The organism is Enterobacter cloacae, from assembly GCF_011078175.1.
Taxonomy (GTDB): domain Bacteria; phylum Pseudomonadota; class Gammaproteobacteria; order Enterobacterales; family Enterobacteriaceae; genus Enterobacter; species Enterobacter cloacae_Q.
On the sequence record NZ_JAALCJ010000002.1, the window covers coordinates 205,462 to 218,574 of the forward strand.

Below are 13,113 nucleotides of genomic sequence, written 5' to 3' on the forward strand. Positions count from 1 at the left end.
ATGATCAAATAGGCTGAGTCATTAAGCCAACTGACTTAACGCCCGCGCTATGTAGCAAGTTCAGCGCTTTGATAATTTCATCATATGGTACGTCTTTCGCACCACCGATTAAGAAGACCGTCTTCGGATTTGACTCCAGGCGTCGTTGCGCTTCAGCAATAACCTGCTCAGGGGGAAGCTGATCCATACGATCTTTTTCCACCACTACGCTGTACTGCCCTACGCCGGAAACCTCAATGATGACCGGAGGATCGTCATTGGTGCTTACCGCCTGTGATTCTGTCGCATCCGGCAGATCAACTTCCACGCTCTGGGTGATGATGGGCGCTGTCGCCATAAAGATCAGCAGCAGCACCAGCAGCACGTCCAGTAACGGAACGATATTGATTTCGGACTTGAGCTCGCGACGACCTCGTCCACGCGATCTGGCCATGGTTTACCCCTTGTTGCTCTCGGTGCTGGTAAACGCCTGACGGTGCAGAATCGCGGTGAACTCTTCCATAAAGTTGTCGTAGTTCAGCTCCAGTTTGTTCACGCGCTGGTTCAGACGGTTGTACGCCATTACCGCCGGAATTGCGGCGAACAGACCGATTGCGGTCGCGATCAGTGCTTCTGCGATACCCGGTGCAACCATCTGCAACGTTGCCTGCTTCACCGCCCCCAGGGCGATAAAGGCGTGCATGATCCCCCATACCGTACCAAACAGGCCGATATACGGGCTGATGGAGCCAACGGTCCCGAGGAACGGAATATGCGTTTCAAGATTTTCCAGCTCGCGGTTCATGGAGATGCGCATCGCACGCGACGCTCCTTCTACCACGGCTTCCGGCGCATGGCTGTTAGCGCGGTGTAAACGAGCGAACTCTTTGAAACCGCTGTAGAAAATTTGTTCGGAGCCTGATAGGTTATCACGGCGTCCCTGGCTTTCCTGGTACAGACGAGAAAGCTCAATACCCGACCAGAACTTATCTTCAAACGCTTCGGCTTCGCGGCCAGCGGCATTGAGGATACGCGTTCTCTGGATGATGATGGCCCAGGATGCGATTGAAAAACCAATCAAAATCAACATGATAAGTTTAACCAGAAGGCTTGCCTTCAGGAACAAATCAAGGATATTCATGTCAGTCACTGCTTAAACTCCGCGACAATAGACTTAGGAAGCGCACGAGGCTTCATTATGGTTGGATCAACACAGACAATCAGGACTTCAGCTGAGTTCAGTACCGTGTTCTCTGCATTGACTATCCGCTGCGTGAAAACCAGTGAAGTTCCGCGCATTGATGTAATTTCTGTTTGGACTTCGAGCATATCGTCGAGTCTGGCAGGCGCAAAATATTCAAGCGTCATCTTGCGTACCACGAAGGCAACTCGCTCAGCCAACAGCACCTGTTGACTAAAGTGATGATGGCGCAGCATCTCTGTGCGTGCCCGTTCATAAAAAGCAACGTAGCTGGCATGGTAGACCACACCACCGGCATCGGTATCTTCGTAATAGACACGTACCGGCCATCGAAACAGCGTTGTATTCACTTTACATCCCGGTAATACAAGAAAAGTTGGAGCTTTCAAACTTCGCTACTATACGCGCGGGAATGATGGTTTGGAATGGGGGAAAGTAAACGGAGAGTAAATTTTTATGGGCTCGGGTAAGCCCATATCGTTAACGGACATTTCTTATTCAGAAGAAGAAGAAAATCAAACCGGCGAGGAGAACCAGATCGGCAATCAGTGGGCAGAAGATGCCTTGCCAGTGAAGTGCTTTCGGACGAAAGCCGACACCGTGAATCACCCCTGCGCACACCGCCCACATAATCAGGAATCCGTGCCAGATCTCAAGCTCGCTGGTTTTTGCCGCGAAGCGCGACGGGTCCCAGAAGATACAGCCTGCCAGCAGTAATGCCATCACTAAAGAAAGCGCCCGCAAGGGGCGCTTATCCATTACCGCATACAGCGTTGCGATAATATTCATCAGTGTTTTTCTTCACCCGCTTTGGACGCTTCTACATGCTCAAGCGCCAGGGCAGTGATGACACCAAATGCACAGGCAAGAAGCGTCCCTAAAATCCATGCGAAATACCACATATTCAGCTCCTTACTTAGTACATAGAGTGGGTGTTGCTTTCGATATGTTCTTTAGTAATACGACCGAACATTTTCCAGTAACACCAGGCGGTGTAGAGCAGGATAATCGGTACGAATACACAAGCAACATACGTCATCAGGTTCAGCGTTAGCTGGCTGGACGTTGCATCCCACATAGTCAGACTAGCGTTCATCATGGTGCTGGACGGCATCACGAATGGGAACATGGCAATACCTGCCGTCAGGATGATGCACGCCAGCGTCAGGGAGGAGAACACAAACGCCAGAGCGCCTTTCTCCAGACGAGACGTCAGCACGGTCAGTAGAGGCAGCAGCACACCCAGAGCCGGGATAGCCCACAGCGCAGGCGTATTGTTGAAGTTCACCAACCAGGCACCAGCCTGACGCGCCACTTCTTTGGTCAGCGGGTTAGACGGCGCAGTATGGTTGATTGCGGAAGTCACCACGTATCCATCAATACCGTACACCACCCACACGCCTGCCAGCGCGAAGCAGACCAGCGTCACCAGCGCCGCCACCTGAGCGGTAGCGCGGGAACGCAGGTGCAGTTCACCCACGGTACGCATCTGAAGATACGTTGCACCTTGCGTGATGATCATCGCCACGCTCACCACGCCCGCCAGCAGACCAAACGGATTCAGCAGCTGGAAGAAGTTACCGGTGTAGAACAGACGCATGTATTCGTCGACGTGGAACGGTACACCCTGCAACAGGTTACCGAACGCCACACCAATGACCAGCGGCGGAACGAAGCTACCGATGAAGATGCCCCAGTCCCACATATTACGCCAGCGGGTGTCTTCAATCTTGGAACGGTAGTCAAAACCCACCGGACGGAAGAATAAAGAGGCCAGCACCAGAATCATCGCCACATAGAAGCCGGAAAACGCAGCCGCGTAGACCATCGGCCAGGCAGCAAACAGCGCGCCGCCTGCGGTGATCAGCCACACCTGGTTACCGTCCCAGTGCGGGGCGATGGAGTTGATCATAATTCGACGCTCGGTGTCATTACGACCGAGGAAACGGGTGAGCATGCCCACGCCCATGTCGAAACCATCGGTGACCGCAAAACCAATCAGCAGAACACCGATCAGCAACCACCAGACAAAACGCAATACTTCATAATCGATCATTTGATGACTCCTGTCTTAGCGTGCCGGCTGAGTAGTCGCAGCAGACTGCTCATAGTGATAGCGACCGGTTTTCAGGCTGCTTGGGCCAAGGCGCGCGAACTTGAACATCAGGAACAGTTCAGCCACCAGGAACAGGGTGTACAGACCGCAAATGAGCAGCATGGAGAAGATCAGGTCGCCTGCGGTCAGGGAGGAGTTCGCTACCGCTGTTGGCAGCACCTCACCGATCGCCCACGGCTGACGGCCATATTCCGCAACAAACCAGCCGGACTCGATCGCAATCCATGGCAGTGGGATACCATACAGCGCCGTGCGCAGCAGCCATTTTTTCTCACCGATACGGTTACGAATGACTGACCAGAACGAGGCCGCGATGATCAGCAGCATGATAATGCCGCAACCCACCATGATGCGGAACGCGAAGTACAGCGGCGCAACGCGTGGAATAGAGTCTTTGGTTGCCATCTGAATTTGCGCTTCCGTCGCGTCGGAGACGTTCGGGGTATAGCGTTTCAGCAGCAGACCGTAACCGAGGTCTTTCTTCACGTCGTTAAATTGATCGCGAACGGCCTGGTCGGTAGAGCCGGCGCGCAGCTGTTCCAGCAGCGAGTAGGCTTTCATCCCGTTACGGATACGCTCTTCATGCTGCACCATCAGATCTTTCAGGCCAGTCACCTGTTTGTCGACGGAGCGCGTGGCGATAATACCCAGAGCGTAAGGAATTTGAATGGCGAAGCGGTTTTCCTGTGCTTCCTGGTCAGGCACACCGAACAGGGTAAACGCTGCCGGCGCCGGCTGGGTTTCCCATTCAGCTTCAATTGCGGCGAGTTTGGTTTTCTGCACGTCGCCCATTTCGTAACCGGATTCATCACCCAGAACAATAACGGACAGAATCGCGGCCATACCGAAGCTTGCTGCGATAGCGAAAGAACGCTTGGCGAACGCGAAATCACGGCCGCGCAACATATAATAGGAGCTAATGCCCAGCACGAACATCGCGCCGCAGACGTAGCCAGACGCCACGGTGTGGACGAATTTCACCTGAGCAACCGGGTTCAGGACCAGCTCAGCGAAGCTGACCATCTCCATACGCATGGTTTCGAAGTTGAAATCAGATGCGATTGGGTTTTGCATCCAGCCGTTCGCCACCAGGATCCACAGTGCGGACAAGTTGGAGCCTAATGCCACCAGCCAGGTTACCGCCATATGCTGGACTTTACCCAGACGGTCCCAACCGAAGAAGAACAGACCTACAAAGGTGGATTCGAGGAAGAAGGCCATCAGACCTTCAATGGCCAGCGGCGCACCGAAAATATCCCCTACATAGTGGGAATAGTAAGACCAGTTTGTCCCGAACTGGAACTCCATGGTCAGACCGGTTGCCACGCCCAGCGCAAAGTTGATACCAAACAACTTGCCCCAGAACTTGGTCATATCTTTATAAATCTGTTTGCCGGAGAGGACGTAAACCGTTTCCATGATGGCCAGCAGGAACGCCATACCGAGCGTCAGCGGCACAAACAGGAAGTGGTACATCGCGGTCAAGGCAAACTGTAAGCGCGACAGTTCGACTACGTCTAACATTATGACTCCTTGCTCATCGCATGAAGACTCCGAGAGTGAACCCCGTTAGATAAGGATCCACACGCATGCCCCAATACAAAGTTATCTGCGTCCCTTCTTCGTTGCTTATTCTCTACACGAGGAAAAAGCAATGATGAAAGGTTACAAATACGTTAAGAAAAAACCAAATTGATCCCGTAAATATAATACGCTGCAAAACCCTTACAATAAACAGGTTTTTATTCGAACAGATTTACGTTTTTCGACGGCGATCAATTTATAGCAAAATTACCACTTTTCGGCCATTTTGATCGGGAACAATTTAACGCCTTTTGGAGCCTTTTTCCAAGGATTCAACATTGATTTAAATCAAAAAACGCCAGCGCCTGTTAATGATGTTTATTTGTAGTATGCATAGTAAAGACCTTGTTAATGATATGTGCATTTTTAGGCGCACTGCGTTATAAAAGGCATAAAGCAATATAACCAGCTGTCATTTTTATTAACGCGACAGGAAAATCGTATTTCGTTGACGGCGAAACATATTCTGTTATCCGCCTCACAGTATTTTTTATTACTTCGCAATCAGAATAAATGATTACATTTCATTCACCTTAAACAGCATTAAAATTAACACTCCTGTATGACTTTTTAATGAAAAAAAAGGCCGCACCCCCTGCGACCTTTTGTTAAGCCAGGTATTACCTCTCTATCCTGACGCTGAAGGTTCGGGACTGACACGGACGGAATGGACCAGAAATGCCCGCGCTCTCCTCCCCTGTCGCCTCGGGTATCTCATTCATGTCCGTTTCGTAACAGGCCAGCACCACGTGGTTCACTGACAGCGCCACGTCGCAGGATTGCGTCTCGGACGGGTTGTAGAGACGCACTATCATCTCGTCGCGATCTTCTGCTTTCTTCAGCGCGCTGAGTACGCATCCGTTTGGCGAAAGCGTTAACAGACTGTAGCTTCCGGGCGTAGTGAAGCCCGTGCGGTTGAGCTTCATCGCGTCCCAGGGGATTTTGTTGTAGCAGTGCACCGGCGTTAGCCACGACTTCGCCTGCTGTGCAACGCCAGCACTCACGGGCGTGCCGGTAAACGTGAACAGGCTGAAGCGGCAGCTTAGCTGGCCCCGCACCTGTGAATCCGGCACCGGCATTTTGATCCCGGACGGCCTGCCCGGACGTAGAAGTAAATCCTCTTTCCCAAGCAGCCCCACGCCGCGAAGCAACGTCAGGGCGAATGTTTTTTGACGCTCACCGGTCACCTCAAATTCGCGTAACCCTTCGGTGAACAGCGCCAGCCCGTTACGCCCTTCCTGGAGCACAGCGTAATTGAGCAGATTCCACACCGGCAGCGGCGCTTCCTTCCAGCCCTCCTCCTGCCAGTTCGCCATCGCTTCATCCTGCACGGGGCGCGTCAGCGAACCGAACTGGGTATCGGCTAATACCGCGTCTGTGGTGAACGGCGTCGGGATCAGCACCCGCACGCGATGGTCATCCGCGTGATTGCCAAGACGCGCCTCAACGTCGATACGCCGGCTGTTATGGCTGAGCGTAACCGTCAGTTCTGCCTCAAGCATCCCCGTCCGCTGACGCGCAGAACGTTCGGGGAGATTCGCCGGCACCGCCATACGATGCCGAATCACCGCCCTGCTCTGCCATGCCTCGTGGATCACCTCAACGTCGTGCTCGCCCTGCGCGGAAGTGAGCCGCCACTCTTCCCGAGAGGGCGAGTAGTCGTACTCGTCGCCATCATCCGAGCTCTCTTCTATTTCCAGCGCGCGGTCATAAACCAGCCCGGACTCTTTGTCGCGCAGGCGCAGCGACCCGTCATCATTTAACGTTATTTCCCAGAACGCATTCTCCAGCAGCGTCGCCGAGGCATTTTCTGGCGCCAGCAGCTTGCCGGCCACGTGCGGCTCGATAAACAGCGTGCGGTAGCCCATTGAAGGCAGGATCTGGTTGAGCTGGATGTCGAACTCCATAAAGGGCTCATAGTTGCCGTAATGCACGATCTGCCGGTCAATCAAGCCGGGGTCGATCTCACGCGCGCTACGGAGGTAATAAGGAATGTCATTCCCCTTATCGTCCAGCAGGCGGAACTGGCTGGCACGTAAACGCAGCGTGGTGTTAATCACTTCCTCGCGCGGCCACGGCATCAGGTTAAACATCACCAGTTTGTCTTCATCGCTTTGCGGCATGTTGTCGACAATCTTGCGCATATAGAAGCACGTCAGGTTATCGGCCATGTCTTCCGCCAGCTCGAAGCGGGACATCACCTCGCGATGCACTTTGTCACTACAGCAGCAGCCGATACTGTCGTGGGCGTGATTCTTGAGGATCTCTTTCCACATTTTTTCCAACAGGCCGTGGTGATACTCAAAGCCCAGCGTCCAGGCGAGCGTGGCCAGCGGCTCAAGAACGTTGACGATTTTGTTTTCTATCCGGGCGTGGGCGATTTTGATGTCCATCCGCGTGGAGCCTATCGTCCGGTGTACCCGCATGTATTTACCGTCGATAAACTCCCCTTTGAGGGTTGCCAGTTCGTCGCGGTGCGCGTCGATGTGGTCAAATACCTCTTCGAAGCGGCTCATCACAAATTGACGCTGCGGATAGATTTCGCGGAGCTTATCCATCACCGTAAAAATGTTCTGCTGGAGCGGCATCTGGTCATGGCCGTTAGGCAGCAAAATTTCTTTTGTCACGGAGGCTTTTTCAAGCACCTCGAGCCAGGTATCGAGCCGTTTCCGCAGCCCGGCTTCATCCTCCGGTAAGTACTTACCAATCGCGTAGCCCAGCGGCAGCACCTGTGCTGTCACTTCGCTGCCGTCCTGACTCTGCCAGAGAAACTCCGTTTTATCGGTACCGTGCCGCTCGGAACAGCCGCGCCAGAACATGGCGCGCGTGATGCCGAAACCGTTATAAATGTGCGGCAGCTGGGAAGACATCCCAAAAGAGTCCGGCAGATAGCCAATTTTCATCGGCTCGCCCAAGGCCAGACAGTCGCGAATGCCGTACATCAGATTTCGAACAATCGACTCGCCGGAGACGAGGGTGGTATCCGTCTGGGTATACCACGGTCCGATTATCAGCTTCCCGGCCTCCACCAGCGCTTTCACGCGTGGTCTGTTTTCCGGTTTTACGGCAAAATAATCCTCCAGCAGCGCCGTCTGGCCATCGAGAACGTAGTATTTATACTCTGCGTCCTGCTCAAGACGGGTAAGGATCTCCTCCATATTATTGACCAGAAGAATACGTGACGCTTCGGTGGTGAAGTACCACTCACGGTCCCAGTGCATATGTGGCGTGATATGAACGCGAGATACAGCTTTCATCTTCGTTTCCTGTCTGTGCGTGTTTATGATGGTATGTCTTCAGTCACGTAGGTGCCGCCCTTCACGGCCTGACGCCGCCAGAGCAGTAAAATGAGCGTAGAGATTGCAGTGCCAAGCAGCGCGGCGCCAAACCAGCCCACAGCGGCCATCACCCCGCCCAGCCCGGCATCATGCAGTAAGAAGAGAGAGAAAATGCCCGCGCCCGGGGTGGATAACCCAATACCCATCGCCCCGACAATCGCGCCTGTCACCATTGACCCCAGAACAAATGAGCCAATAACCCGGAACGGATCCTCGATAGCCATCGGAATTGCCCCTTCGGTGATGCCCGCCAGCCCCAGCAGCCAGGTGGATTTGCCGGTCTCAATTTCGAACTGTTTAAACAGGTTCGGAGCCAGCATCGTTGAAGCCGTCACGGTAAAGGCCGATACCATTTTAACGGAGGCAAAAATGGCATAAGGCCCGTAGACGCCATTGGCCATCGCCCCCAGACAGAACGCGTAAGAGGCTTTGTTGACCGGACCGCCCAGATCGAACGAGCACATAAAGCCCAGGATCGCCCCCAGCAGCAGCGCGTTCGCGCCGGACAGACCGTTAAGCCAGGCGGTCAGGGCGTTATTGATCCAGGCCACCGGTTCGCCGATCACAAACAGCATCAGGCTACCCGCGCTCAGCACACCGATCACTGGATAGAGATAAAAGGTCAGGAAACCGTTGAAACGGCTGCTCAGACGGACGTGGTTTTTCACCCAGCGCATCATGTAACCCGCAATCAGCCCGCCGACGATAGCGCCCAGAAAACCAGAGCCGATCATATTGGCGGCAAGACCGGCTGCAAAGCCCGGCGTCAGTGCGGGTTTATCTGCCAGCGAATAAGCGGTATACGCCGCCAGAACAGGCACCATTAGAATACCGAGCATCCCGCCGCCCAGTTTGCGGTACATCCACAGCCACGAGTTTTCCTGTTCGAACAGATGCTGCAAGCCGAATATTTGCGCCAGCAGCACCGACACGGCCAGCACCGTGCCGCCAGCGACAATCAGCGGCACCGCAAAGGAGATACCGCTGAGAAGCGCCTGCTTGAGTTCGGTTTTAATGCACTTTTTCGCGTCAGGGTCGACATGCGCAGGACGGGCATAGGAGACAGGCTTTAGCGCCAGCGCGCGCTCTATAAGCGCTTCCGCATGGCGCAAGGGTTCCGCGACGGGCACGGTAATAGCGGGGATCCCCTGAAAACGCTCACGCTCTTTGATCGCCACTTCCGCCGCGAAGATACACGCTTTTGCCTCCTGCAACTGCCGGGCGGTGATGCGCCCCTCAATGCCGTTCGCCCCCTGCTTTTCGACCACTACATTGACGCCGAGCTTTCGTCCCGCTTTTTCGAGATATTCCGCTGCCATGTAGGTATGGGCGATCCCGGCTGGACAGGCGGTAACGCAGACGATCGTCGTGGCATTCTCCGCAATAGCGGTTTCTTGCGCGTCAGGCGCCGTTTCCAGCGCCGCAAGCACCGTTTCCGCGCTGGTCGCCGTCATCACGCGCGCCCTGAGATCGTCATCCGCCAGGCGAGACGTCAGTTCTGTCAGGACCTGAATATGCGTTGACCCCGCTTGTGAGGGTGGAATGGCGAGCAGAAAAATCAGCTCGACCTCCTCCGGTCCGTCCACACCTTCCCAGGCCAGCGGCTCGCGCAGCGTTGCCACGGCAAAAGCCGCTTCCTTGACTGCCGCTGATTTACCATGGGGTACGGCCAGCCCCTCGCCCAGCGCCGTCGGGCCAAGCGATTCCCGATGGAAAACGTCTGCCAGAAACGTATCGGCGTCGGCTATTTTGCCCAACGCCACCAGCCGCGTCGCAAGCTGACGGATTGCCTCATCACGGCTGGTAAACTGCGTCTGTACGCAGACAGCACGGGGGTCGGTCAGAGTCGTCAGGTTCATAAAGATCCTCCCCTATCCAAAGTTATTGTCTAAGGAGGATTGTGGCAGACCAGATAATACATTTATGTGATCATTTTCACTAACATTGATATTTGTATCTTATTTGTATTATTTACAAATCCGCCACTGAAGGCATAATTCCCTGAAAAGGTATTAAAAAGGCGCGACACAATGGGCAATAAACCGATGTACCGGCAGATCGCCGATGCGTTACGCGAGAAAATTAATGCCGGTGAGTTAAAACCTGGCGACGCGCTGCCGACGGAATCCAGCCTTCAGGAGGCGTTTAGCGTCAGCCGCGTCACCGTGCGGCAGGCGTTGAAGCTGCTCGCCGACGAGCAGATTATCGAAAGTATTCAGGGCAGCGGCTCGTATGTAAAAGAGGAGCGGGTGAATTACGATATTTACCAGCTAACCGGCTTTTACGAAAAGCTGGCGGATCGCAACGTCGATACGCACAGCGACGTCAGCGTCTTCGAAGTGGTGAAAGCCGATGAGCGGCTCGCGGCAAAACTGGCGCTCAATCCGGATGATAAGATCTGGCACGTCAAGCGCGTACGCTTCATCAGGGAAAAGCCGGTGAATCTGGAAGAGACATGGATGCCGCTGGCGATGTTCCCCGACCTCACCTGGGAAATGATGGAACAGTCGAAATACCATTACATTGAGCAGATCAAAAAGATGGTTATCGATCGCAGCGAGCAGGAACTGGTACCAGTCATGCCATCGGACGAGGCGATTGCCGCCCTGGCGCTCGATCCGACAAAACCGATTCTGGAAAAAGTCTCCCGTGGCTTTCTGAAAGACGGCCGGGTATTTGAATACAGTCGCAACGTGTTTAACACCGACGACTATAAATTCACTCTGGTGGCTAAACGCAGACAATAAAAAAAGGCCGCTTTACAGCGGCCAACCATGTCGAAACGGACATTTTTATACTTCAACGCGCCCCGTCCGGGGCGCAGAGAGGACTTACTTAATGATGGATTTCAGTGCTTCGCCAATATCCGCCAGGCTGCGAACGGTTTTCACGCCTGCGGCTTCCAGCGCTGCGAATTTCTCATCAGCCGTACCTTTACCGCCGGCAATAATCGCGCCCGCGTGACCCATACGTTTGCCTTTCGGCGCGGTCACGCCCGCGATGTAACCCACCACCGGCTTGGTCACATGATCTTTGATGTAAGCAGCCGCTTCTTCTTCCGCGCTACCACCGATCTCACCGATCATCACGATCGCTTCGGTCTGTGGATCTTCCTGGAACAGCTTCAGGATGTCGATGAAGTTAGAGCCCGGGATCGGGTCACCGCCGATGCCCACGCAGGTGGACTGGCCGAAACCGTAGTCGGTGGTCTGCTTAACCGCTTCATAGGTCAGGGTACCGGAACGGGACACGATGCCCACTTTGCCCGGCTTATGAATGTGGCCCGGCATGATGCCGATTTTGCATTCGCCTGGGGTGATCACGCCCGGGCAGTTTGGCCCAATCATGCGCACGCCGGCTTCGTCCAGCTTCACCTTCACGGTCAGCATATCCAGCGTCGGGATACCTTCGGTGATGGTGATGATCAGCTTAATGCCTGCGTCGATCGCTTCCAGAATAGAGTCTTTGCAGAACGGCGCCGGAACGTAGATCACGGTCGCGGTTGCGCCCGTCGCTTCTACCGCTTCACGCACGGTGTTGAACACCGGCAGGCCCAGATGCGTGGTGCCGCCTTTACCCGGCGTTACGCCGCCAACCATCTGCGTACCGTAGGCAATCGCCTGTTCGGAGTGGAAAGTCCCCTGGCTACCGGTGAAGCCCTGGCAGATAACCTTGGTATCTTTATTAATTAAAACGGACATTATTTCCCCTCCACTGCGGCAACAACCTGCTGAGCTGCATCCGTCAGACTTTTCGCTGCAATAATATTCAGGCCGCTGTCAGCCAGTTTTTTCGCGCCGAGTTCAGCGTTGTTACCTTCCAGACGGACAACCACCGGAACGTTAACGCCCACTTCTTCTACCGCACCAATGATACCGTCGGCGATCAGGTCGCAACGAACGATGCCGCCGAAGATGTTAACCAGAACGGCCTTCACGTTGTCGTCGGAGAGAATGATTTTGAACGCTTCGGTTACGCGCTCTTTGGTTGCGCCACCGCCCACGTCGAGGAAGTTCGCTGGCTCACCGCCGTGCAGCTTAACGATGTCCATGGTGCCCATTGCCAGGCCCGCACCGTTAACCATACAGCCGATGTTGCCATCCAGCGCCACGTAGTTCAGCTCCCACTGTGCAGCCTGTGCTTCACGCGGATCTTCCTGAGACTGATCGCGCATTTCGCGCAGATCCGGCTGGCGGAACAGCGCGTTGCCGTCAGCGCCCAGCTTGCCGTCGAGGCAGATCAGGTCGCCCTGGGTGGTGATCACCAGCGGGTTGATCTCGATCAGCGCCAGATCGCGTTCCAGGAAGATGGTCGCCAGACCCATGAAGATCTTGGTGAACTGCTGAACCAGCTTGCCTTCCAGACCCAGTTTGAACGCCAGCTCACGACCCTGGTAAGGCATTGGGCCCGCCAGCGGATCGATAGCCACTTTGTGGATCAGGTGCGGGGTCTCTTCCGCTACTTTTTCGATTTCCACGCCGCCTTCGGTAGACGCCATGAACACCACGCGACGGGAGCTACGGTCAACAACCGCGCCCAGGTAAAGCTCTTTTGCGATATCGGTCGCCGCTTCAACCAGGATCTGGTTAACCGGCTGGCCGTTCGCATCTGTCTGATAGGTCACCAGACGCTTGCCGAGCCAATGTTCAGCAAACGCACGAATTTCTTCTTTGCTCTTAACAACCTTCACACCGCCCGCTTTACCACGGCCACCAGCGTGAACCTGACATTTAACTACCCACGGGCCGGAACCGATTTTAGACGCGGCTTCTTCTGCTTCACGCGGGGTAGTACAGGCATAACCCACCGGAGCCGGTAAGCCATACCGGGCAAACAGCTGTTTGGCCTGATATTCATGTAAGTTCATGTGTTCTATCCATCCTTCAGGTAATCGT

General features: G+C 54.6%; 12 protein-coding genes. 1 reads left to right on the forward strand and 11 read right to left on the reverse strand.

Annotated features, from left to right (window positions below; translation table 11 throughout):
• Nucleotides 1-4 precede the first annotated feature (4 nt).
• From tolR to mngA, 9 genes are all read right to left on the reverse strand, one after another.
• On the reverse strand, nucleotides 5-433 hold the full coding sequence (gene tolR / locus G6Q29_RS05185) for a colicin uptake protein TolR (protein WP_003858589.1): 429 nt from the start codon (nucleotides 431-433) through the stop codon (nucleotides 5-7).
• A gap of 3 nt (nucleotides 434-436) precedes the next feature.
• On the reverse strand, nucleotides 437-1,129 hold the full coding sequence (gene tolQ / locus G6Q29_RS05190) for a Tol-Pal system protein TolQ (RefSeq protein WP_003858590.1): 693 nt from the start codon (nucleotides 1,127-1,129) through the stop codon (nucleotides 437-439).
• On the reverse strand, nucleotides 1,126-1,530 hold the full coding sequence (ybgC, locus tag G6Q29_RS05195; protein WP_003858593.1) for a tol-pal system-associated acyl-CoA thioesterase: 405 nt from the start codon (nucleotides 1,528-1,530) through the stop codon (nucleotides 1,126-1,128). Before ybgC ends, tolQ begins: the two co-directional genes overlap by 4 nt.
• A gap of 148 nt (nucleotides 1,531-1,678) precedes the next feature.
• Nucleotides 1,679-1,969 (reverse strand): cyd operon protein YbgE, encoded by a 291-nt coding sequence (ybgE, locus tag G6Q29_RS05200; RefSeq protein WP_020884961.1) that lies wholly within the window; start codon nucleotides 1,967-1,969, stop codon nucleotides 1,679-1,681.
• On the reverse strand, nucleotides 1,969-2,082 hold the full coding sequence (cydX, locus tag G6Q29_RS05205) for a cytochrome bd-I oxidase subunit CydX (RefSeq protein ID WP_006177208.1): 114 nt from the start codon (nucleotides 2,080-2,082) through the stop codon (nucleotides 1,969-1,971). Before cydX ends, ybgE begins: the two co-directional genes overlap by 1 nt.
• A gap of 14 nt (nucleotides 2,083-2,096) precedes the next feature.
• A complete protein-coding gene (cydB, locus tag G6Q29_RS05210) occupies nucleotides 2,097-3,236 on the reverse strand; it encodes a cytochrome d ubiquinol oxidase subunit II (protein ID WP_165464805.1) in 1,140 nt (379 codons plus the stop codon).
• 15 nt (nucleotides 3,237-3,251) lie between these two features.
• A complete protein-coding gene (cydA, locus tag G6Q29_RS05215; RefSeq protein ID WP_006809571.1) occupies nucleotides 3,252-4,820 on the reverse strand; it encodes a cytochrome ubiquinol oxidase subunit I in 1,569 nt (522 codons plus the stop codon).
• Between the two features lie 680 nt (nucleotides 4,821-5,500).
• On the reverse strand, nucleotides 5,501-8,137 hold the full coding sequence (mngB, locus tag G6Q29_RS05220; protein WP_165464806.1) for a mannosylglycerate hydrolase: 2,637 nt from the start codon (nucleotides 8,135-8,137) through the stop codon (nucleotides 5,501-5,503).
• A 23-nt stretch (nucleotides 8,138-8,160) separates the two neighbouring features.
• Nucleotides 8,161-10,077: a PTS 2-O-a-mannosyl-D-glycerate transporter subunit IIABC gene (mngA, locus tag G6Q29_RS05225; protein ID WP_165464807.1), complete on the reverse strand. Its 1,917-nt coding sequence runs from the start codon at nucleotides 10,075-10,077 to the stop codon at nucleotides 8,161-8,163.
• A 171-nt stretch (nucleotides 10,078-10,248) separates the two neighbouring features.
• On the opposite strand from mngA, the gene G6Q29_RS05230 reads away from it, so the two are divergent.
• Entirely contained in the window at nucleotides 10,249-10,965 is a 717-nt protein-coding gene (locus G6Q29_RS05230; protein ID WP_165464808.1) for a GntR family transcriptional regulator, read from the forward strand.
• 84 nt (nucleotides 10,966-11,049) lie between these two features.
• Here G6Q29_RS05230 and sucD read toward each other — a convergent pair whose 3' ends face one another.
• Together sucD and sucC are read right to left on the reverse strand one after the other, a co-directional pair.
• A complete protein-coding gene (gene sucD, locus G6Q29_RS05235) occupies nucleotides 11,050-11,919 on the reverse strand; it encodes a succinate--CoA ligase subunit alpha (RefSeq protein WP_006809578.1) in 870 nt (289 codons plus the stop codon).
• A complete protein-coding gene (sucC, locus tag G6Q29_RS05240) occupies nucleotides 11,919-13,085 on the reverse strand; it encodes an ADP-forming succinate--CoA ligase subunit beta (RefSeq protein WP_006809579.1) in 1,167 nt (388 codons plus the stop codon). Before sucC ends, sucD begins: the two co-directional genes overlap by 1 nt.
• Between the last annotated feature and the right edge of the window lie 28 nt (nucleotides 13,086-13,113).